This is a genomic window from Streptomyces tatrensis (genome assembly GCF_049310065.1).
Lineage (GTDB): Bacteria > Actinomycetota > Actinomycetes > Streptomycetales > Streptomycetaceae > Streptomyces.
Genome location: NZ_JBMDLB010000011.1, coordinates 2,992,374 through 3,013,704 on the forward strand (window position 1 = coordinate 2,992,374; position 21,331 = coordinate 3,013,704).

Sequence of the window (21,331 nt, forward strand, 5' to 3'; positions counted from 1 at the left end):
GTCCGTTCCGGATCGCGTCCCGGGCGGACCCCGCACGGGTCAGACGAGGGCGGTGGCCTCCTCCAGGGTGAGGCCGCCGCCTTCGGCGTACGCCGCCTCGTACGCGGCGTCGCCGAGCGCGGCCCGGGCCAGGCGCTCCGCCTGCTCCAGGTCCGCGCGCTCGGTGGTGACCGGGAAGTGGGCGGGCGGCAGCAGCGCGTGGTAGGCGCCGATGAGCCGCGCGGCGTCGTACTCCCGGGCCCGGCCGCCGAGTTGGACGAGAGAGCGGGCGCCGGTGATCAGGTACGCGGCCGGGAGGTGGGGGGCGAGCATCATGGAGAGCGGGTCCCGGACGGCTTCGATCGCCTGGCGGAGCCGGGCGATGGCGTCCTCGTACCGGCCCTCCTCGTTGTCGATCCAGGCCAGCAGGCCGAGCAGGAAGCCGTCGAACATGGCGAACGCGCCGACGGCGAACTCCTCGCGCAGGGACTGGAGCCGGTCGCGGGCCTCGGCGAGGCGGCCGGTGCGGCCGTAGATGCAGGCGAGGAACATCTGGGCGGCGGGCACGGCCTCGTTGCCGAACTGGTGGATGGCGCCGGCGAGCAGGCCGGTGAGGAGCTCCTCGGCCTCCTCCAGGTGGCCGTCCTCGGCGAGGGTCCCAGCCATCCGCACCTGCAACACCGTGACCTGGGCCTTGGCCCCGAGCCGCCGGGCGTACTCGATCGCGGCGCGGTAGTCCTGGGCGGCCAGGGCGTACTCCCCGCGCTTCTCCCGGGCCTCGGCGCGGGCGGAGAGGGCTTCGGCGCAGCCCCAGTCGTCGCCGAGGGACTCGTAGAGGGCGAGGCTCTCCTCGGCATCGCGCGACGCGCCGCCGGCCCCGTCGGCGCGGTTGGCAAGGACGTTGGCCCGTAGCTGGAGGGCGGAGGCCAGCTCCCAGCGGTAGCCGAGCGCGCGGGCCGTCTCGACGGTCTCCTCGGTGGCGCGGTGGAGCAGTTCGACGTCCCCGGAGATCATGACGGCGTAGATCCACAGGAAGGAAGGGGCCCGGCAGGTCTGTGGCAGCCCCGGACGGTAGGCGGCGACCACGCCCTCGGCCTGGGCGCGGACCTCGGGGGTGGACCAGGTGGAGCTGATCTGGTCGCGGGCGACCAGACACATCAGCTGGATACCGCGCCAGGCCTCGGTGAGCAGTTCGCCCTCGTAGGGCGGGGGCGTGTCGACGATCTGCTCGTAGACGGGTGGGGCGGGGACGACGGGCGCGGCGAAGGGGTCCGGGCCGAGGGCTGCGGCGGCACCCGCCCAGTGGCGGGTCTCGGCGCGCAGATCGTGCATGTGCCAGTACCAGCCGAGGGAGTGCACGAGGCAGAGCACCTCGCCCACGTCCTTGGCGGCGACGGCGCGGCGCAGGGCGGTGCGCAGGTTCTCGTAATCGGTGGCCAGCCGGTCGGCGGCGGCGCGCTGGCCGTGGCCGCGCAGCAGCGGCTCGGTGGCGCGGGCGAGTTCGCGGTAGTGGGTGAGGTGGCGGCCCTCGGTCTGCGCCCGGTCCTCGCCGGCCTCGGCGAGGCGGTCGGCCGCGTACTCGGAGACGGTCTCCAGGAGGCGGTAGCGCATCCCGGCGGGGCCGTCGGGGGCGGCGACGACGAGGGACTTGTCCACGAGGGATCCGAGCAGGTCGGCGACGTCGGCGCCATCGAGGTATCCCCCGTCCGCGCAGACGGCCTCGGCGGCGTCGAGGTCGCAGCCGCCGGCGAAGACGGACAGCCGGCGCAGCACGGCCCGCTCGGGCTCGTCGAGCAGGTCCCAGGACCAGTCGACCACCGCGCGCAGGGTCTGCTGGCGGGGCAGGTGGGTGCGCGAGCCGCCGGTCAGCAGCCTGAACCGGTCGTCCAGCCGCTCGGCGATCTGGCGGGGGGTGAGCAGCCTGAGCCGGGCGGCGGCCAGCTCGATGGCGAGCGGCATCCCGTCGAGGCGGCGGCAGATCTCCACGGCGGCGGCCGGGTCGTCGTCGACGCTGAACCCGGCCCGGGCGGCGACCCCGCGGTCGTCGAGCAGCCGCAGCGCGACCGGGTCGGGCAGCGGGTCCACCGGGCGAAGGGTCTCCCCCGGCACGCCGAGGGGTTCGCGGCTGGTGGCCAGGATCTGTACGCCGGGACAGCGCGCGAGCACTTCCTCGGCGAGGCGGGCGGCGGCGTCGACGACGTGCTCGCAGTTGTCGAGGATCAGCAGCATCCGGCGCCGCGCGCAATGCTCTGCGAGGCGGTCGAGGGGCCGGTCCCCGCGCTCGGTGAGCACCCGCATCTCCTCGGCGGTGCCGCCGCGCAGCTTGGTCTCCCGAGCCCCGAGCGCGACGAGCACGGCCTCGGCGACGTCCTCCGGATCGTCCACGGGAGCCAACTCCACGAACCACACCCCGTCGGCCCAGGCGAGCCCACCGGAGGCGGGTCCGGGCCGACCGGGGGCGGAGCGGGGTCCCTCCGGGGGTGTGCCGGGTCCCTCGGTGGATGTGCCGGTGCGGCCGGAGCCGCCGGAGCCGAGGCCGGTACCGCCGGGGGCGGGGGCGAAGCCGCCGGGGGCGGGGGCGAAGCCGCCGGGGGCGAGGCCGGTACCGCCAGAGGCCGGGGTGGCGGACAGGTGATCCGGGTTGGCGGGAGGTGTGTCCGACGCGCCGTGGCCGGCCCGTGCGTGGGCCTCGGCGGCCTCCTGCGACAGCCGGGTCTTGCCGGCGCCGCCGGGTCCGAGCAGGGTGACGAGCCGCGACCGGGCAAGGTCTTCCCCGATGACCCGGATGTCCTCCTCCCGCCCGACGAAGGTGGTCAGCCGCATCCGCAGGTTCCCCGCGCCCGGCCCGGGCGGTACGTGACCGGCCCCGGCCCCGTACGGGTCCCCGCTCCCCGGCCCGCCCGGACCGGCGGTGTGGCCGGAGTCCGCCCGGCCGGGCCCGGCCGGGTCCGCGGCGGCGGTCCCGGGCAGCGCGGCGGGGTGCGCCCCATGCCCGGACGGCGCCGGGGCGGACCGGTGCGGCTCGGCCGGGTCAGTGTGCCGACCGTCATGGCCGAAACCCGTGCCGTGCGCACCGGGCCCGGACAGGGCGTCGGAGGAACCCGGCGTGATCCCAGCAGGCCCGCCAGGGTCAGACGGGGTGCCGGAGGAACCCTGCCTGATCCCGGCAGGCCCGCCAGTGCCGGACAGGGCAGCGGAGGAACCCGGCGCGATCCCGGCAGGCCCGCCAGTGCCGGACGGGCCGGAGGAACCCGGCGTGACCCCGGTGTCCCTGCCAGGCCCGGACGAGGTGCCGGAGGAACCTTGCGTGATCCCGTCGTGCCCGCCAGGGCCGGACAGGGCAGCGGAGGAACCCGGTGTGATCTCGGCGGGTCCGCCAGGGGCGGGTGGCGGGGACTGCGCGGGGGCGGCGGGCGGGGCCTGGGGCGCGTGGCCTCGTGAGGGTTCGGCGGGGTGGTTGGGCTCCCCGGTAGGACCGGCCTGGTGCGTCCGGGCGGGCTGATCGGTCTGGCCGGGACCGGGGGTCGGCGTGGCACGGTCCGGTCCGCTCGGCGCCGGAGGTAGCAGCCCGGGTCCGGCCGTGGGATCGGGGTGACCGTGTCCGGCCGGGGCCGGGGGGTGCTGCCCGGGGCCGGTCGCGGTCTGCGGGGCGACGGCCGACGTCGGGTCGGTCAGCAGGACCCTGTGGAGGGCGCGCAGGGCGGGGCCCGGGGTGGTGCCCAGGCGGGCGGCCAGGTCGCGTCGGACCCCTTCGTAAGCGGCCAGCGCCTCCGCCGGGCGGCCCGCGTCGCGCAGTGCGCGGATGCGCAGGGCCTGCAGGGGCTCGTCCAGCGGCAGCCCCGCGCACAGCGCGGTCAGCTCCGGCAGGACCCGCTCCGCCTCCCCCAGCGCCAGCGCCGCGTGCAGGCGGCCCCGGCGCGCGTCCAGCCGTAGCGCCTCCCAGCGGGCGGCCTCCGGCCCGGTCCCGGTACCCGGCAGGGAGCTGAGCGGCTCGCCCCGCCACAGGCCGAGGGCCTCGTCGTAGAGGGCGGCCGCCTCCGCGGGAGCGGCCTGCGCCGCCGCCCGCGCGAGCCGCTCGAAGCGGTACAGGTCGATGTCGTCCCGGTCGGCGACGAGCCAGTAGCCGCCCTCCCCGGACCCCACCGCCTCGCGCCCCAGCGCCCTCCGCAGCCGCCCCACCAGCGCTTGGAGCGCCGCGGGACCGTCCGCGGGCGGGTCGCCGTCCCACACCTCCTCGATGAGCGAGGCCGCCGGCACCGCCCGCCCCGGCCGCAGCGCGAGCGCCGTCAGGAGCGCGCGCAGCCGCGGTCCGCCGACGGGTACGGTGCTCCCGTCGTCGCGGATGGCCTGAGTGGTGCCGAGCATCGCGTAACGCACCGGCCCATTGTCTCCGGCCCCGGGCCCCCTCGGGCGCCGCCTCCGGGATAGGTTCGCCGTATGGGTCCCCAGGGCAGTCAGAACCGTAGGCATCACCACACGCACGATCGCGGCGATCGGCGGATCAGTCCGGTGTTCCTCGGCATCTTCGCCGTCATGGCGGTGACCGGGTGGGCCGTGTGGACGGGGTACTCGACCAGCACCGGGCTGGCCGTGTTCCTCTTCGTCACGGCGGCCTGGATCGTCTCCCTGTGCCTGCACGAGTACGCGCACGCCCGCACCGCCCTGCACAGCGGCGACCTCAGCGTCGGCGCGAAGGGCTACCTGACGCTGAACCCCCTCAAGTACACGCACGCGCTGCTCAGCATCGTCCTCCCCGTCCTCTTCGTGATCATGGGAGGCATTGGTCTGCCCGGCGGCGCGGTGTACATCGAGCGCGACCGCATCGAGGGCCGGTGGCGGCACAGCCTCATCTCCGCGGCCGGCCCGCTGACGAACGTGGCCTTCGCGGCCGTCTGCACGGCCCCGTTCTGGCTGAACGCCCTGGACGGGGTCCCGATGGCGTTCCGCTTCGCGCTCGGCTTCCTGGCCCTGCTCCAGGTCTCGGCGGCGATCCTGAACTTCCTGCCGGTCCCGGGCCTGGACGGCTACGGCATCATCGAGCCCTGGCTCTCCCACAAGGTCCGCCGCGAGGTGGCACCCCTGGCGCCGTTCGGCCTGCTGGCCGTCTTCGCGCTGCTGTGGATCCCGGAGATCAACGCGTACTTCTTCAACGCGGTGTACGGCGTGCTGTCGGCGCTGGGCATCGGCGAGCTGGAGGCGTACTGCGGCCGCGACCTCTACCAGTTCTGGCAGGACGCCAACGGCCTCTGCCTGGCGCCCTAGGGTCTGTCAGCAGCCCTAGCCCGCGGTGCGGGCCGCTGCCGCGGCCTTCTCGATCTTCGCCTTGCGCACGTAGAACCACGCCATGTTCGACGTGATGCCCGCCATCAGCACCCACACGATCCCGAGCAGGCTGCCCTCGACGAAGGAGACCACGGCGGCGGCAGTGGCGAGGACGCAGAGAACGACGGCGAACACGGCAAGGCGGGGCATGACGGGGGCTCCTCGGGGGCACTGAAGCGGTTCAAGCCCCTCCAGTGTCCCCCATGCCCCCGCGTGCTCGGGTCCGGCCGATTTCCGCATCCCGTGATCTTTTCCTCCTCCCGCCACTACGGTTCACCCCAGACGCACCGCGCAGGGGGTGCGTCTCACACGGAGAGGGCGGCCCGGCCGTGTGAATCCGCCGCGGATGCCACCGCGCAGCCGTCCGAAGCCGCCGCTGATTGCCGTGTGCTCCTACCCGCCACGGCTTCCAGAACGTGACTCCTCCCCCTGTCCTTCTTCCTGAAGGTGAGAGCTTCTCGCTAGGCCCGTTGGGCTTTGCGACGGACCAGCCCGGCCCGCAGAACGTTGATTGCTCCGACCGTGTCGGCATGTGCCCGATGGCCGCAGCCAACGCAGTGGAACGTCGCCTGTGCGGGCCGGTTCTCCGCGGCGACATGCCCACATTCGGGGCATGTCCGGGAGGTATTGCTGGGGTCCACTGCGATCACTTCCCGTCCGGCGCTTTCAGCCTTGGCGTGCAGGATCACCAGGAACACCCCCCCCCCGTTATGTTTTTCGCGGTCCTGCAATGGGGCTGCTGGCCTCCGGGCCCGGTATGACTGTGTCCCCTCTGTCGAAGTGATGGCCTGGGGGGTGGTGTCGCCGGGTCCGTGGGGTGCCGTCGGAGCCGCTGATGAGAGACCCGGCCACCGCCCGGTCCGGCGCAATGCCGGGCAGAAGCGTGGGCGGCAGGTCTGCATAACGTGGATGCGCGAGCACGGTGCCGCCGCCGAGGCCGGAAGGATCCAACCACCTGGGAGGGGTGCGATGTTAGACACCGGCGATGTGGGCGTCTTCCTGGGTATGGACGTAGGCAAGACCGCCCACCACGGTCACGGGCTGACGCCGGCGGGCAAGAAAGTCTTCGACAAGCCGATGCCCAACAGCGAGCCAAAACTACGGGCCGTCTTCGACAAGCTGATCGCGAAGTTCGGCACGGTGCTGGTGATCGTGGACCAGCCCGCATCGATCGGGGCTCTGCCGCTGACCGTCGCCCGCGACGCGGGCTGCGAGGTCGCCTACCTGCCCGGACTCGCGATGCGGCGGATCGCTGATCTGTATCCGGGCGAGGCGAAAACGGACGCGAAGGACGCGGCGGTGATCGCGGACGCCGCCCGCACCATGCCGCACGTCCTGCGGTCGCTGGAGCTGACCGACGAGATCACCGCCGAGCTCACGGTGCTGACCGGCTTCGACCAGGACCTCGCCGCCGAAGCCACCCGCACCAGCAACCGGATACGCGGCCTGCTGACCCAGTTCCACCCCAGCCTCGAACGAGTCCTGGGACCGCGGCTGGACCACCCTGCGGTCACCTGGCTCCTCGAGCGCTACGGATCCCCGGCCGCACTGCGGAAAGCCGGCCGCCGCAGACTCGCCGAACTCATTCGTCCCAAAGCCCCACGCATGGCCGTCCGGCTGATCGACGACGTCTTCAACGCTCTCGACGAACAGACCGTCGTGGTCCCGGGAACCGGCACCCTCGACATCGTGATCCCGTCCCTGGCCGCCTCCCTCGCCGCCGTCCATGACCAGCGCCGGGCGCTGGAAGCGCAGATCAGCAGCCTGCTGGAGGCCCACCCTCTTCACCAGGTCCTGACCTCGATGCCGGGAGTCGGCGTCAGGACCGCCGCCGTCCTGCTGGTCACCGTCGGCGACGGCACCAGCTTCCCCAGCGCCGCCCACCTCGCCTCCTACGCCGGCCTCGCCCCCACGACAAGATCCTCAGGGACCTCAATCCACGGCGAACACGCACCACGAGGCGGAAACCGGCAGCTCAAACGCGCCATGTTCCTCTCAGCCTTCGCCTGCATGAACGCCGACCCCGCCTCCCGCACCTACTACGACCGCCAACGCGCCCGCGGCAAAACCCACACCCAAGCACTCCTCCGCCTCGCCCGCCAACGCATCAGCGTCCTGTTCGCCATGCTCCGCGACGGCACCTTCTACGAGTCCAGAACCCCCACCGTCACCCTCACCGCATGACCACCGCAAACAGCCCGATACCCGACACCACGTCCTTGACGAAAGACATAGAGACACCCCCCCCATCCGACGTCGGCAATGCTGCGGTTGAGTCCGGCCTTGGCCGCCGAGCCGTTGGGCAGGAACGCACCTGCCTGTCCCGGATCAGGTTTGGGCGCGGGGGCCTTGATCATGTTGCGGATCCGGAGGCCTTCGTGCGCGATGACATCGTGTTCACGGACGAGCGTGAGGGCGGTCTTGTGCGCGTGGTCAAGCCTCTGACGACGGACCTTGCCGTGCAGACCTGCGACCTTTCGACTGCGCGTCGGTGGTTGGCGGTGCGCTTGTCCCGCCGCACTCGTGGAAACCGCGCGAGGTCCTGCTGTGCCCTTTCGAGCCGGGAGGCGGCTCGTCGGCCGTGACGGGGATTGGGTACGTGCACGCCGTTCGAGTCCGAGAGGAAGGAAACCAGACCCAGGTCGATGCCAACGACGCTGCCTGTCTTGGTCGGTGGTTCGGGCTGATCCTGCTCCGCGGTGAGGATGACGAACCATTTCCTGCCCTCACGCTTCACCGAGACGGTCTTGACCCGCCCGACCACCGACCGGTGCTGGTTGACCTTCACGTGCCCGACGCCTTGGAACCGGACACGGGTAACGGGGTCTTTCGGAGTGGAGTTCCAGCGGCAGCCGTCGCCGTCCTTCGGGAAAACCACCGTGCCGAACCAGGACGCCCCGCGAAAGCGCGGGTAGCCGGGAGCCTCGCCGGCCTTGACCCGACGGAAGAACGCGGCGAACGCCCTGTCCAGACGGCGAAGCGTTGCCTGCTGCGAGGAGAACGACCACCGTCCCTGGTGCCCAGGGTCGAACGCCCGGATGTCCTTGAGCTGCGCAGACTGCGTCCCGTACCTGACAGGGGTCCTTGACGGGTGCAGCCAAGCGCCGCGGCGTTCCTGTAACGCCCCGTTGTAGAGCGTGCAGTGGTCCCTGAGCATCGCGCCGAAGTTGGCCGCCTGACCCGTGGTGGGCCGCATGAGGAACTTGTACGTACGGATCATCACGGCCCCCCTTCGGCATCTCCGAACGACCCGTACCCGCTGGCCATGGTGAAGCGGCTGCTGAAGCTGCTCGACGGGGCTCCGGCCGACCTGCACGTGGAGAGTCTCGTCACGGCGGGGGCGGGCGCCGGGCCGGGCGCCGGGGCGGGGCCGGGGAGCGGGCCGCGCGGCACGCTGGAGCGGCTGCGGCCCGAGCCGGGCGATCTGCTGCCCGCGGACGGCTCGGCCGTCGTCGGTTTCCGGCTGTCGCTGCTCAAGGGGATGGGGAGCACGCGGGGGAGCACGGAGTCCGGGTTCATCCGCAGCGTGGACGATGCCGTGGAGCGCTTCTACCACGGTGTGGTGGCTCACCTGGGCCCGGCCGAGGGGCGCGGCGGGCGGCGCGGCTGAGGGGGCGGGACGCTCCGCGGGGCCACCCGGTCCGTCGGTCCCGTGCAGGGTCGGGCGGGCGGGTGGCCCCGGTGGGGCCCGGTGGGCGGGGCCCGAGCGGGCCCGGCGGGTGCGGGCCCGGTGCGGGCCCGGTGCGGGCCCTGTGCGGACCCGGTGGCCCGGGTAGGTCAGACGTCCGTGATGCGCAGGCCCGCGTGGGCCTTGTAGCGGCGGTTGGTGGAGATGAGGTTGGCCACTAGGGATTCGACCTGGTGGGCGTTGCGCAGGCGGCCCGCGAAGACGCCCCGCATGCCGGGGATGCGGCCGGCGAGGGCCTGGACGATGTCCGTGTCGGCGCGGACCTCGCCGAGGACCATCACGTCGGTGTCGATCTCGTCGATCGACTCGTCCTGGAGGAGCACCGCCGAGAGGTGGTGGAAGGCGGCCGTGACGCGGGAGTCCGGGAGGAGGGCGGCGGCCTGCTGGGCCGCGCTGCCCTCTTCGACCTGGAGGGCGTACGCGCCCTGCTTGTCGAAGCCGAGCGGGTTGACGCAGTCGACCACGAGCTTGCCGGCGAGGTCCTCGCGCAGCGATTCCAGGGTCTTGGCGTGGCCCTCCCACGGCACCGCGATGATCACGATGTCGCTGCGGCGCGCGCACTCGGCGTTGTCCGCGCCCTCCACACCGAGCCCGAGCTCGTCGGCGGCGGTCCGCGCGCGGTCGGCGGCGCGGGAGCCGATGATCACCTTCTGGCCGGCGCGGGCGAGCCGGTAGGCCAGGCCCCGGCCCTGGTCGCCGGTGCCGCCGAGGACGCCTACGACGAGGCCCGAGACGTCGGGGAGGTCCCACGGGTCCTTGGCGGGGGCCTTGGCGGGGGCCTGCGCGGGCTGCTGCGTGCTGTCTGTGGAGGTCATGGGGGCGAGGGTAGCCGCGAGATCGTCAGAGTCGAATGCACGGACCGTGTGAGATGCCCGGGGAGGTGCGAGACGGCTCGGGGGGGCGGGGCGGGGCGGCTCGGGGGTGGGGGCGGGGCGGGAGATGGGGGGAACCGCTCCCCTTTGTCCCTTCCATGCGGCAGGATGCCGGTATGGACGCCGTGAGAGTCGCGCTGCTGCGCGAGGTGCTCGCCGGTACGGAGTGGCCCGGCGCCGCGCGCCGGTTCGCCGGGACGCTGCGGCGGTCGGTCGTACCGGCCGGCGGGAACCTGCTGCTGGTCGGGACCGAGCAGTACGAGCCCTGGCACCTGGCGGCCCACCTGGTCGACGAGGCCGCCTGGTCGGGACTGCCGGAGCTGGCGCCCACGCTCGTACGCCACCAGGTGCTGCCCGGTGACGCCCCGCACCTGTCGGTCGGGCTGAGCCGGCTGGAAGCGGCCCGGCGCGGTCACACGCTGCTGGTGGTGGCTCCGGAGCGGCCCGGGGACGGGCTGCTCGAGCGGGTGCACGACGCCCGGCGCGCGGGGGCGACCGTACTGTCCATGGACGGCGGGGACCCGGATCTCGGGACGCTCGCGCACGAGGTGCTGTCCGTACCGGACGGGGCCGCCGAGCTGGACCTGGACACCGTGCAGCACCTGGTCAGCGCGGCGGCCGGGGAGAACAGCCTGCCGGTGCAGCGCGGGCCGAGGCGGTTCCGGGACCGGCTGGCGCGGCTGGCCGACCAGTTGGCCGCGCCGCCGCCCAGCCGCTGGTAGGAGCCGAAGCAGCGGCTACGGGGGGCCTACGGGGCGCCCGTGCCCTCTTCGGTCTCGCGGGTCTTGTCGTTCCATTTGGGGTCGTTCTGCCATTCGAGGTTGCGCTCCTGCGCCGTCTCCATGGCGTGGTTCGCCTCTTCGGGTGTCGCGTAGGGGCCGAAACGGTCCTTCGCCGGGCACTCGGGGCCTTCCTCGACCTTCTTGTGGACCAGGCAGTAGTACCACTCGCCGGGTTTGCCCACCTGGCGCTTCTTGAACAGGGCCATCGTCAGGCTCCTCTCTCTGTCGCCATGCTGCCCCATACCCGCTCGATACACTCGCTCGTATGTCTGGCCAGTCGCTGCTCGTACCAGGCGAGCTCACTCCCGTCCGTTCCGTTCCCGGAAACATCCGCCGGCCCGAGTACGTGGGCAAGCCCGCGCCCACTCCGTACACCGGACCGGAGGTGCAGACGCCCGAGACCATCGAGGCCATGCGCATCGCCGGCCGGATCGCCGCCCAGGCGATGGAAGAGGCCGCCAAGCTGATCGCACCGGGGGTGACCACCGACGAGCTGGACCGGGTCGCCCACGAGTTCATGTGCGATCACGGCGCCTACCCCTCGACGCTGGGCTACCGCGGTTTCCCCAAGTCCCTGTGTTCCTCGCTCAACGAGGTCATCTGCCACGGGATCCCCGACTCGACCGTCCTGCGGGACGGCGACATCGTCAACCTCGACGTGACCGCGTACATCGGCGGGGTGCACGGCGACAACAACGCCACGTACCTCTGCGGGGACGTGGACGAGGAGTCGCGGCTGCTCGTGGAGCGCACCCGGGAGTCCCTGAACCGGGCCATCAAGGCCGTCAGGCCGGGCCGGCAGATCAACATCATCGGCCGGGTCATCGAGTCGTACGCGAAGCGCTTCGGCTACGGCGTCGTCCGGGACTTCACCGGGCACGGGATCAACTCGTCCTTCCACTCCGGCCTGATCGTCCCGCACTACGACAGCCCGCACGCCACCACCGTCATCGAGCCCGGGATGACCTTCACCATCGAGCCGATGCTGACCCTGGGCACCCACGAGTACGACATGTGGGAGGACGGCTGGACGGTGGTCACGAAGGACCGCAAGCGGACCGCGCAGTTCGAGCACACACTGGTGGTCACGGACACCGGAGCGGAGATCCTGACGCTCCCCTGATCCGAGGAATGTCACCTCGCGGAGGTTTTTACCGACAAGGCGTCGGGAACACATTGACTTAGGTAAGCCTAAGTAGGAGGATCGGGTGTGGCGGCACGGCCGCCACGCCCCGCTCCCCTTTTCTTCCGATCTCTCGGAGGTCCGCCTTGGACGCCTTCTCCACCGTCATCCGTGTCGCCTCCCACGAACAGCACACCGAGGCGGAGACCTCGACGTTCATGAGCGACCTGCTCGGCGGCCGGCTCGGGGTGGACGCGTACACGCGCTACACCGAGCAGCTGTGGTTCGTGTACAAGGCGCTGGAGGACGCCGCCGAGGCGCTCCGGGACGACGCCGTCGCCGGGCCGTTCATACAGCCCGAGCTGATGCGCCTCGCGGAGATCGAGCGGGACCTGGCCCACCTGCGGGGTCCCGAATGGCGCGAGACCCTGGTCGCGCTGCCCGCCACCGAGGCCTACGCGGCCCGCGTGGCCGAGTGCGCGGCCTCCTGGCCGGGCGGGTACGTGGCCCACCACTACACCCGCTACCTGGGCGACCTCTCCGGCGGCCAGATCATCCGCGACAAGGCGGAGCGGACCTGGGGCTTCGAGCGCAAGGGCGACGGCGTCCGCTTCTACGTCTTCGCGGACATCTCCAACCCGGCCGCCTTCAAGCGGACCTACCGCGAGCTGCTGGACACGATCGCCGCGGACGACCTGGAGAAGCAGCGCATCATCGACGAGTGCAAGCGCGCCTTCGACTACAACGGCGCGGTCTTCCGCGAGCTGGGCGAGCAGTTCCCGCTCAGCGCGTAACGCGCAGCGCCTGCGGCGGGCTGAACGGGGAAGGGGGGCGGGCCCATTGGGCCCACCCCCCTTCCGTGCCGCGCCCCGGGGCGCGGCGGCCTCCGGCGCGGCAGCTGCGCCTCAGGCTCCTGGGGCTCCGCCCCAGACCCCGCGCCTCAAACGCCGGCGAGGCTGGATTTCGCGAGGACGGACGTGGCGAAGCGGACTCGGCCGCCGATTTCCACGGTGCCGTCGGGGCCCGGGGCGGTGAGGATCTGGGACCCCGCGCCCTGGGTGATGTTCAGAGCCCGGTTCAGTTCGGCCGTCAGGACGATCGCCGCCGAGCCGGTGGCCTCGTCCTCCACGATGACCCCACCGGGGCAAGCCCCGGCTCCACAGGAGCGGCTGTCGCCGCACGAATGTCTGCGCGGGAAACCGCGGGCCCGGATCCGGCCCGCGGCCTCGTCCTCCCACGCCCAGGCGTACAGCCAGCCCTCGCCCGGCGGCGGGCTGGGCAGCGCGTCCACCTCGGCGGCATCGGCGTACTGCTCGGTGCGCTTGCCCTCGACCCATTCAGGGCGGGCGGTGATCCAGGTGAACTCCCCGTCGTCGCGCGCCCATACGGCTCCCGCCGGGGGCTGGAGCTCCTCGATGTCGAGCAGCCACGCGACTCCGACCAACGGGTGCCCGGCGAAGGACATCCGGGTGCCGGGGGTGCGGATGTCGACGATCCCGCGCTCGGGATCGTCGACGAACACCGTCTCGCTGTAGCCCAGTTCGGCGGCCAGCGCCTGCCGCGACGCGTCGTCGGGGCAGGTCCGGCCGTCGCGTACGACGCCCAGCACATTGCCGTGGCTGCCGTCACCCGCGCAGAAGACCCTCAGGACGTCGAGATCGTTCACGCGGGAATTGAAGCACGGGTCAGTTCTGGGCCGTGCGGCGCCTGCGTGCGACGAACACCGCGCCCGCGCCCGCCGCGATGATGGCGGCGGAGGAGCCGAGCAGGGCTCCGGCCGGGATCTCGGCGCCGGTGGCGGCGAGGCCGCCACCGACGGTGCCGCCGCCTCCGGTGGTGCCGGTGCCGCCCGTGGTGCCGCTGCCGCCGGTGCCGGCCGGGGGCAGGACGGCATCCTTGTCCACGGAGACGGTCAGGTTGACGTCGTCCGCCCGGGTGCCCGCCGGGTACATGGAGCCGGTGGTGTCGTTGGCGAAGGTGGCGGAGCCCTCCGCCGTGAGCGCGGTGCGCACGGCGTTCAGGGTGAGCACACCGTCCTTGGTCTTGTACTCGGCCTTCGAGAGGTCGAGCGTGGCGAAGGGGACGTTCGCCTTGACCCCGGCGGCCGTCTTCACGTCCAGGACCAGGGTGCCCTTGGCGCCCTCGGCGTTGATGCGGACGTTGCCGAAGGTCATGTCGATGCCGTGGGCCGCGTACTGGAAGCGCAGGTTGCCCGCGAAGGTGGCGTTGAGCTTCTGCGCCTTGGTGTCGAGGGTGCCCTTGCCGCCGGCGAAGGCGAAGCTGTCGCCGTTCGCGACCGCGCCGTCGGTGGGGGTGACGGTGCCGCCCGCGCTCTGGACGTACTTGCGGAAGGACTCCTTGATGCCCCAGGCCAGCTTGCCGCCGAGGATCTGCTGCGGGCCCTCGGTGGCCGGGGAGCTGGTGGAGGCGGAGGGCGAGGGGGAGGCCGGCTTCGACGGGGAGGGGGGCACCGACGCCGACGGGGACGGGGACGCGCTCTGCGAGGGCGAGGGCGAGGGGGAAGGGGAAGCCGAGGCGGAGGCCGACGGGGACGGGCTGGAGGAGGGCGGCGGCGGGAACTTCAGTACGGCCGTCAGCGGGTCGCCCGCCTTGTCCTTGTAGCTGTCCGAACCGAGGAGCTTGGCAGCGTCCGCGGTGAGGGTCGTGGCCAGGTTCGCCATCGACTGCCCGCCGAAGGCGACCTTGGCGAAGCCGACGTCCTTCGTGAGGACGCCGTCCCGGGTGACGTCGATGACCAGCATCTTCTTGCCGGTGTCGATGCGCAGGTTCGCGAGCTTCACCTCGAAGCGGTGCGCGGCCGACTTGAAGGTGACGCTGCCCTTGAAGGCGGCTGTCACGAGGTGGGTCCGCGGGTCGTACTGGCCGGTGGCCGAGCCGAAGGTGAAGCCCTTGGCGGTCTTCTTCGCGCCGTCCGCGACCGTGATCTCGCCCTGGGCGATGGTCGTGACGTAGGTGCGGTAGCTCTCCAGCACACCCCAGTCGAGGGTGCCGTCGACGACCGGGATCGTCGCGGGGGCGCCCTGCGCCGCGGAGGCGGCCGGTGCGCTGCCCGCCGCGGTGGCGGGCAGGACGAACGCGGTGGCGCCGATCGCCGCGGCGGTGGCCACGGCGGCTGCGAGGGCGAGCGGACGGCGGATGGATGACATGGCGGGGTCTCCTGAACGGGGGTGGAGGAGGCGGAAGGGGTGTGGTGCGGTGGCCCTCGCGAGCAGGGCGAAGCCGAGCCCTGGCGGTACGGGGCCTGCGGGGCTCGAGCGTGGTTACGGGGCTTACGGGGCTTGCGGGGCTTGCGGGGCTTGCGGGCCGGGCGGTTCGGGCGGTTCGGGTGAGCCCGGCCCGCCGGGCGGGGGTGGTGCGGGGCCCCGCCGGTGCGGGCCGTACGAGGCCCTGCCGAAGGGCCCGGCGGTCGGTACGGGTTCGGGGCGCGGGTCAGCCGCGCGGTGCGGCCCCGTCACCCCCGGAGGCATCCGGGGAGCCCGGGGAGTCCGGGTTCCCGGGTGCCGGGTCGGCAGCCGCGGGCTCAGCGCCCGTAGCCGGGGCCGGAGTTCCGGTGCCCGGCGCTGGCGTCGCCCCCTTGCGGCGGTTGCGCAGGACCAGGAAGGCCGCTCCGCCGGCGAGGACGAGGACGGCCACCGCGAGGGCGGCGTACAGGCCGGTGTTCGAGGACCCGTCCGCCTTCGCGGCGGCGGCCGGGGTCGCGGTCGGGGCCGGCGGGGCTGCGGGGGTGGCCGTCGAGCCGAGGTTCGGGAGGGCCGGGAGCTTCGCGGTGGCGTCGAGGGCGACCGCGAGGGAGACGGGGTCCATCTCGGTGCCGGGCTTGTACATGGAGTTGAAGGCCGCGGCTCCGCCCTCGGTCAGGGTGGCCGGGGCTTCGGTGAGGGTGGCGAGGCCGCCCTCGGTCGTGAGGCCCTTGGCGTCGAACTCCACGAGCGGGACGGCGGGCTTGGTGTCCGTGCCCGTGGTGACGTCGGCGGACAGCACGCCCTTGCCGTTCTCCACCTTGGCCGTGATCTTCGCGAGCTTCAGGTCGAGGTGGGCCCCGGTGAAGTGCACGGACCCGGCGAAGGCGGCGTCGAGGGTGCCCTTCGCGCCGTCGTAGGCGCCCTTGCCCTGCGGGAAGCGGAACAGCGCGCCGCCGTCCTGGGCGCCTTCGGCCAGCTCCCACTTGCCCTGGCCGATGGAGCCGGAGACGTACTCGCGGAAGGTGCGCCGTACTCCCCAGTCCACGGCGGCGTCGGTGAACTGCCCGGCGGCCTGCGGGGATTGGGAGGCGGCCGGAGCGGTCGGCGAGGGCGCGGACGAGGACGAGGGGGCCGCAGCGGCGGCCTTGACGTCCACGGACAACGAGACCGGGTCGAGCTGCGCGCCGGCCGCGTAGTAGCCGGCGAAGGCCTTGGCGCCCTGCTCGGTGAGAGTGGCCGGGACGTTGGCGAGGGCGACCGGACTGCTGCCGCCCTTCATGTTCACCCCGCCCAGGCCCAGCTTGGCGAAGGGGACTTGGGAGGCGGTGGTGACCGCTCCGCCCTCCTTGGCCTTGCTGGAGACGTCCACGTAGAGGGTGCCGCTGCCGCCGCTGATCTTGACGGTGGGGCGGCTGACGCTCATGTCCAGCTCGTACGTGCCGTCCGCCTTCTGGTGGCCCTGGAAGGAGACGCCGCCGCTGAAGGAGGACTCCAGGGAGCCGCTGTCCGGGTCGTAGGAGCCGCTGGCGGAGTGGAAGCGGAACAGGCTGCCGCCGGCCGTGGCGGCTCCGTTCTTCAGCTTGGCCCCTCCTTTAGACACCGGCCCGGCGACGTAACTCTGGAAGGAGGATTTAATGCCCCAGTCGAGCCGGCCGCCCTCCACGGTGCGGCCCGCGGCCTGGGCGGCGGTCGCCGGGAGCAGAACGGCTCCCAGAGCCGCCAGGGTCGCCAGTAGGGCGACGGCGGACGCACGGGTGGGTCTTGCGGACATGAATGTCCCCTCCAGGGTCTAGCGAGCGAGGTTAGGCTAACCTAAGCTACGTTCGGCCGGGTGGGAAACCCCCTGGCACCCGGAACCTCGAACCGGGCCCCCACCCCCAGCGAACCGGGTCCACCACCCCAGTCGGACGATCAGGACGGTGCCTTCGTGCCTACGCCCGCCGCCTCAACCCGCATGTCCCGCTTCGCCGTCGCCCTGACCTCCGTGGTCCTGGCACTCGGCGTGAGCGCCTGCGGAGGTACGGCCGCCCCCTCCCCCGCCACCGGAGCGGGCGCCCCGGCCGTCCCGGACCGGGTGGAACCGCTCGCCCCGGCGCCCGTACCCGTCCTTCCGGCGACCGTGGCCTCGGCGGACGGCGCCGAAGTCACCGTCACCTCGGCGGACCGGGTGGTGCCGCTGACGGGCGGCCTCAACGAGATCGTGTACACCCTCGGGCTCGGCCCCAAGGTCGTCGCCAAGGACATCACCGCCACCTTCGAACAGGCCGCGGAGCTCCCGGTGGTGACGCGGGGCCACGACGTCTCCGCCGAGAGCGTGCTGTCGCTGCGTCCGACCCTGGTGCTGGCCGAGACCACCTCCGGCCCCGCCGAGGCGATCCAGCAGATCCGCGACGCGGGCATCCCCCTCCTGGTGGTGGCCCCGGCCAAGTCCCTGGAGGACGTGGCCGAGCGCACCGACGCGGTGGCCGCCGCACTGGGCGTCAAGGAGGCCGGCGCGCGCCTCAACCAGCGCACCGCCGACCGGATCGCCGCCGCCCGCAAGGCCCTGCCCGCCTCGGGCAAGAAGCCGCGCGTGGCCTTCCTCTACCTGCGCGGCACGGCCTCCGTGTACCTGATGGGCGGCTCCGACTCCGGCGCCGGTTCCCTGCTGGAGGCGGCCGGCGCGCTGGACACGGGCCCGGAGTCGGGGCTCGGCAAGGACTTCACCCCGATCACCAGCGAGGCACTGGCGGCGGCAGCGCCCGATGCGATCCTCGTCATGTCCAAGGGCCTGGAGTCCGTCGGCGGCGTGGACGGGCTGGTCAAGATCCCGGGTGTGGCCCAGACCCCGGCCGGAATGGACCGGCGGGTCATCACCGTCGACGACGGGGTCCTGCTCAACTACGGCCCCCGCACCGACCAGGTCCTGACCTCCCTCATCACCCAGCTCTACGGCAAGGCCTCCTGACGTGTCCCTCTCCTACGAAGCCCCCGAGACGCCGCCCGGAGCGGACCCCCTTCCCGCTCCCGGGCGGGCGGCGTCCCGGGACGCCCCCACCGCCGCCGGCGCACCGCCCCGGCGGCGGTGGGGTTCCGCCTGGCTCACCGGCGCACTGGCCGCCGTACTCGTGCTCCTCGCGCTGGTCTCCGCCGGAGTGGGTGCCTACGAGATCCCGCTCGGGGAAGTGGTCGGGTCGGTGCAGCACCGCCTCGGGCTGGGGGGCGCCGCCCTCGACCGGGTCGGGGAGAGCGTGCTGTGGAACGTACGGCTGCCCCGCGTGGTGCTCGCCCTGCTCGTCGGCGCCGGCCTCGGCTGCGCCGGGGCGCTGATGCAGGGGGTGTTCGGCAACCCCCTGGCCGAGCCCGGGGTCATCGGGATCTCGGCGGGCGCGGCCGTCGGGGCGGTCGCCGCGATCGGGCTGGGCCTGACCTTCTTCGGCAACTGGACCGTCACCGCCTGCGCGTTCGTCGCGGGGCTGATCACCGTCGGCGCCGTCTACCTGCTCTCCCGCAACGGCGGGAAGACCGAGGTCGTCACCCTCATCCTGACCGGCATCGCCGTCAACGCCTTCGCGGGCGCCCTGATCGGCCTGTTCATCTTCTTCGCGGACAGCGGCCAGGTGAACCAGATCACCTTCTGGCAGCTCGGCTCCCTCGCCCAGGCCACCTGGCCCAAGGTGCTCGCCGTCCTGCCCTGCGCGCTGGCCGGCCTGGCCCTCGCCCCCTTCTACTCCCGCAAGCTGGACCTGCTGTCCCTCGGCGAGCGCCCCGCCCGCCACCTCGGCGTCGACGTGGAGCGGCTGCGCCTCGCGCTGATCCTGCTCGTCGCGCTGCTCACCGCGGCGGCCGTCGCCGTGGCCGGGATCATCAGCTTCGTCGGGCTGCTCGTGCCGCACCTGCTGCGCATGGCCAACGGTCCGGGCCACCGGTTCCTGGTGCCCGGCAGCGCGCTCGCCGGAGCCGTGGTGCTGGTCGCCGGGGACCTGGCCGCGCGGACCCTCGCCCAGCCCGCCGAGCTGCCGCTCGGCGTCCTGACCGCCCTGCTCGGCAGCCCGTTCTTCTTCTGGCTGCTGCGCCGCACCCGCCGCAAGCAAGGAGGCTGGGCATGAGCGTCCGGCTGCGTTCCGGCCTCGCCGCGCTCCGCCTTCGCGGGAACAAGCGCACCGTCCCCGCCCGGCCGGCCCCCGGTGCGCCGCTCGCCGAGGTCACGGACCTGCGCGTACGGCTCGGCGGGCGCGAGGTGCTCGCCGGGATCGGGCTGACCGTGCGGGCCGGGGAGGTGCTGGCCCTGGTCGGGCCGAACGGTGCGGGCAAGTCCACCCTGCTGGCGGCCCTGTCCGCGGACCTGCCGGCGGACTCCGGGGAGGTCCGGATCGACGGGCGCCCGGTGGGCGACTGGCCGGCCCCCGAGCTGGCGCTGCGCCGGGCGGTGCTCCCCCAATCGGCCGCACTGGCCTTCCCTTTTCCGGTGGAGGACGTCGTACGGATGGGCCGCGCCCCCTGGGCGGGCACCGAGCTGGCCGACTCCGACGAGCAGGCGGTGGCCGCCGCGATGGCCGCCACCGAGGTGACGGGCTTCGCGGCCCGCCCGTTCTCTGCGCTGTCCGGCGGCGAGCGGGCCCGGGTCGCGCTGGCCCGCGTACTGGCCCAGCGGGCCCCGCTGCTGCTGCTCGACGAGCCGACCGCGGCCCTGGACCTGCGCCACCAGGAGCTGGTGCTGCGGATCTGCCGGGAGCGGGCGGCGGCCGGGGACGGGGTCGTGGTGGTCCTGCACGACCTGGGTCTGGCGGCGGCGTACGCGGACCGGGTGGCCGTCCTGCACGAGGGCCGGATCGCGGTGGACGGCCCGCCCGCGGAGGTGTTCGAGGACGGGCTGCTGAGCCGGGTCTACCGCCAGCCGGTGGAGGTCCTCCCGCACCCGCGCACCGGGGCGCCGCTGGTGGTCCCCGTACGGGACGGCGAGCCGGGGAATCCCGGAGCGGAGCGTGCCGCCGTACGGAACGCCCACCAGGGCTTGACCTCGGCTTGACCCCGGCATGGGAGCGTCGTGGGGCGTCCGTGACAGCCCCGTGTCCGGCGGTCGGAGGTGTGCTCTGAATCACTGGACGTCTGGGTATGGGTCAGGTAAGCCTCGGTTAAGTTAGGTCCGCCTCACCGGCCGCCCCCACCCGATCGGGGCGGTCGTCTGCCGAACGCCAGACTGCCAGGAGCCCCCTATGCGCCCCGCCCGCCTCACCGTCGTCACCGCGGCAGCCGTCGTGGCCGCCCTCACCGCGGTCACCGGCTGCTCCGAGAAGAGCGACGCGTCCGGCGACGGCGTCATCAAGGTGGCCGCCTCCGACTCGGCCTGCGAGGTCTCCGCGAAGGAGTTCCCGGCGGGCAAGGTCACCATCGAGGTCGAGAACAAGGGCTCCAAGGTCACCGAGCTCTACGTCCTGTTCCCCGACGACCGCATCGTCACCGAGCGCGAGAACATCGGCCCCGGCACCAAGGCCACCATCACCGCCGAGCTCAAGGCGGGCGACTACGAGATCGCCTGCAAGCCCGGCATGAAGGGCGACGGCATCCGCCAGCAGGTCAAGGCCACCGGCGGGGGCGCCGCCGTGAAGCGCAGCCCCGAGGCCGACGCCGCGGTCGCCGCGTACCGCAAGTACGTGCAGGAGCAGGCCGACGAGACCATCCCCAAGGCGCAGGTCTTCGCGGACGCGGTCAAGGCCGGCGACGTCGACGCCGCGAAGAAGGCGTACGCCCCCTCGCGCATCGGCTGGGAGCGCACCGAGCCGGTCGCCGAGTCCTTCGGTGACATCGACCCGAAGGTCGACCTCCGCGAGGACGGCCTGGAGGCGGGCCAGGACCCGGAGAAGGACTGGACCGGCTGGCACAAGCTGGAGAAGTCCCTCTTCGAGGGCAACAAGATCGACGACGCGGACAAGAAGCTCGCCGAGACCCTGATGGCCGACCTGGCCGTGTGGCAGAAGAAGGTCGGCCAGGCCGAGATCACCCCCACCTCGATGGCCAACGGCGCCAAGGAGCTCCTCGACGAGGTCGCCACCGGCAAGGTGACGGGTGAGGAAGAGCGCTACAGCCACACCGACCTGGTCGACTTCAAGGCCAACGTCGAGGGCGCCGAGAAGGCGTACGAGCTGCTCAAGCCGGTCACCTCGAAGACCGACCCCGCGCTCACCGCCGAGCTGGACAAGCAGTTCGCGGCGCTGAACAACCTGCTGGAGAAGTACCGCCCGAACAAGGCCGTGTACGAGTTCGTCTCGTACGACAAGGTCGGCGAGGCCGAGCGCAAGGAGCTCTCCGACGGCGTCAACGCGCTGGCCGAGCCGCTCTCGAAGCTGGCCGCCGCGGTCGCGAAGTAACTCCGGAACAGCAGA

The 21,331-nt window shown here is 73.0% G+C and carries 17 protein-coding genes and 2 pseudogenes; 10 read left to right on the top strand and 9 right to left on the bottom strand.

What is annotated here, in order from left to right; genetic code table 11:
- Window positions 1-39: 39 nt before the first annotated feature.
- Window positions 40-4,344, bottom strand: a complete 4,305-nt coding sequence (locus ACODT5_RS29345; protein WP_422525074.1) for an AfsR/SARP family transcriptional regulator — start codon at window positions 4,342-4,344, stop codon at window positions 40-42.
- A 72-nt stretch (window positions 4,345-4,416) separates the two neighbouring features.
- On the opposite strand from ACODT5_RS29345, the gene ACODT5_RS29350 reads away from it, so the two are divergent.
- Window positions 4,417-5,241 carry a site-2 protease family protein gene (locus tag ACODT5_RS29350; protein ID WP_422522187.1) on the top strand — a complete coding sequence of 275 codons (825 nt, stop codon included), beginning with the start codon at window positions 4,417-4,419 and terminating at the stop codon, window positions 5,239-5,241.
- A 15-nt stretch (window positions 5,242-5,256) separates the two neighbouring features.
- On the opposite strand, the gene ACODT5_RS29355 is transcribed toward ACODT5_RS29350, so the two are convergent.
- Together ACODT5_RS29355 and ACODT5_RS29360 are read right to left on the bottom strand one after the other, a co-directional pair.
- The gene (locus ACODT5_RS29355; protein WP_385378417.1) at window positions 5,257-5,451 is read right to left on the bottom strand and encodes a hypothetical protein; all 195 of its coding nucleotides are present in this window, start codon (window positions 5,449-5,451) and stop codon (window positions 5,257-5,259) included.
- Between the two features lie 311 nt (window positions 5,452-5,762).
- Window positions 5,763-6,008 (bottom strand): annotated as a pseudogene (locus ACODT5_RS29360) (zinc ribbon domain-containing protein); the annotation flags it as partial.
- A 262-nt stretch (window positions 6,009-6,270) separates the two neighbouring features.
- On the opposite strand from ACODT5_RS29360, the gene ACODT5_RS29365 reads away from it, so the two are divergent.
- Complete coding sequence (locus ACODT5_RS29365) at window positions 6,271-7,485, top strand: IS110 family RNA-guided transposase (RefSeq protein ID WP_422522188.1); 1,215 nt, start codon at window positions 6,271-6,273, stop codon at window positions 7,483-7,485.
- On the opposite strand, the pseudogene ACODT5_RS29370 reads toward ACODT5_RS29365, so the two are convergent.
- Window positions 7,446-8,521 (bottom strand): annotated as a pseudogene (locus ACODT5_RS29370) (RNA-guided endonuclease InsQ/TnpB family protein). The gene ACODT5_RS29365 and the pseudogene ACODT5_RS29370 overlap by 40 nt on opposite strands.
- Before the next feature lie 45 nt (window positions 8,522-8,566).
- On the opposite strand from ACODT5_RS29370, the gene ACODT5_RS29375 reads away from it, so the two are divergent.
- On the top strand, window positions 8,567-8,911 hold the full coding sequence (locus ACODT5_RS29375) for a hypothetical protein (RefSeq protein ID WP_422522189.1): 345 nt from the start codon (window positions 8,567-8,569) through the stop codon (window positions 8,909-8,911).
- 167 nt (window positions 8,912-9,078) lie between these two features.
- Here the strand turns inward: ACODT5_RS29375 and npdG are convergent, their stop codons facing one another.
- Complete coding sequence (npdG, locus tag ACODT5_RS29380; protein WP_351375796.1) at window positions 9,079-9,804, bottom strand: NADPH-dependent F420 reductase; 726 nt, start codon at window positions 9,802-9,804, stop codon at window positions 9,079-9,081.
- Between the two features lie 173 nt (window positions 9,805-9,977).
- On the opposite strand from npdG, the gene ACODT5_RS29385 reads away from it, so the two are divergent.
- Window positions 9,978-10,583: a hypothetical protein gene (locus ACODT5_RS29385; protein WP_422522190.1), complete on the top strand. Its 606-nt coding sequence runs from the start codon at window positions 9,978-9,980 to the stop codon at window positions 10,581-10,583.
- A 26-nt stretch (window positions 10,584-10,609) separates the two neighbouring features.
- Here the strand turns inward: ACODT5_RS29385 and ACODT5_RS29390 are convergent, their stop codons facing one another.
- On the bottom strand, window positions 10,610-10,849 hold the full coding sequence (locus ACODT5_RS29390) for a hypothetical protein (RefSeq protein ID WP_422522191.1): 240 nt from the start codon (window positions 10,847-10,849) through the stop codon (window positions 10,610-10,612).
- A gap of 59 nt (window positions 10,850-10,908) precedes the next feature.
- On the opposite strand from ACODT5_RS29390, the gene map reads away from it, so the two are divergent.
- Together map and ACODT5_RS29400 are read left to right on the top strand one after the other, a co-directional pair.
- Window positions 10,909-11,766 (top strand): type I methionyl aminopeptidase, encoded by an 858-nt coding sequence (gene map, locus ACODT5_RS29395; protein WP_266909281.1) that lies wholly within the window; start codon window positions 10,909-10,911, stop codon window positions 11,764-11,766.
- Window positions 11,767-11,912: 146 nt separating this feature from the next.
- Entirely contained in the window at window positions 11,913-12,560 is a 648-nt protein-coding gene (locus ACODT5_RS29400) for a biliverdin-producing heme oxygenase (RefSeq protein ID WP_385378405.1), read from the top strand.
- 146 nt (window positions 12,561-12,706) lie between these two features.
- On the opposite strand, the gene ACODT5_RS29405 is transcribed toward ACODT5_RS29400, so the two are convergent.
- From ACODT5_RS29405 to ACODT5_RS29415, 3 genes are all read right to left on the bottom strand, one after another.
- Window positions 12,707-13,432, bottom strand: coding sequence for a PhzF family phenazine biosynthesis protein (locus tag ACODT5_RS29405; RefSeq protein ID WP_422522192.1), 726 nt, complete (start codon window positions 13,430-13,432; stop codon window positions 12,707-12,709).
- 19 nt (window positions 13,433-13,451) lie between these two features.
- Window positions 13,452-14,933 carry an HtaA domain-containing protein gene (locus tag ACODT5_RS29410; RefSeq protein ID WP_422522193.1) on the bottom strand — a complete coding sequence of 494 codons (1,482 nt, stop codon included), beginning with the start codon at window positions 14,931-14,933 and terminating at the stop codon, window positions 13,452-13,454.
- A 283-nt stretch (window positions 14,934-15,216) separates the two neighbouring features.
- The gene (locus ACODT5_RS29415; protein ID WP_422522194.1) at window positions 15,217-16,740 is read right to left on the bottom strand and encodes an HtaA domain-containing protein; all 1,524 of its coding nucleotides are present in this window, start codon (window positions 16,738-16,740) and stop codon (window positions 15,217-15,219) included.
- Between the two features lie 183 nt (window positions 16,741-16,923).
- On the opposite strand from ACODT5_RS29415, the gene ACODT5_RS29420 reads away from it, so the two are divergent.
- The 4 genes from ACODT5_RS29420 (at window position 16,924) to efeO (ending at window position 21,316) form a co-directional block, all read left to right on the top strand.
- A complete protein-coding gene (locus tag ACODT5_RS29420; RefSeq protein WP_422525075.1) occupies window positions 16,924-17,916 on the top strand; it encodes a heme/hemin ABC transporter substrate-binding protein in 993 nt (330 codons plus the stop codon).
- A 1-nt stretch (window position 17,917) separates the two neighbouring features.
- The gene (locus ACODT5_RS29425) at window positions 17,918-19,057 is read left to right on the top strand and encodes a FecCD family ABC transporter permease (RefSeq protein ID WP_422522195.1); all 1,140 of its coding nucleotides are present in this window, start codon (window positions 17,918-17,920) and stop codon (window positions 19,055-19,057) included.
- Window positions 19,054-19,977 (top strand): heme ABC transporter ATP-binding protein, encoded by a 924-nt coding sequence (locus ACODT5_RS29430; protein ID WP_422522196.1) that lies wholly within the window; start codon window positions 19,054-19,056, stop codon window positions 19,975-19,977. Before ACODT5_RS29425 ends, ACODT5_RS29430 begins: the two co-directional genes overlap by 4 nt.
- A 187-nt stretch (window positions 19,978-20,164) precedes the next feature.
- The gene (efeO, locus tag ACODT5_RS29435) at window positions 20,165-21,316 is read left to right on the top strand and encodes an iron uptake system protein EfeO (RefSeq protein ID WP_422522197.1); all 1,152 of its coding nucleotides are present in this window, start codon (window positions 20,165-20,167) and stop codon (window positions 21,314-21,316) included.
- Window positions 21,317-21,331 lie beyond the last annotated feature (15 nt).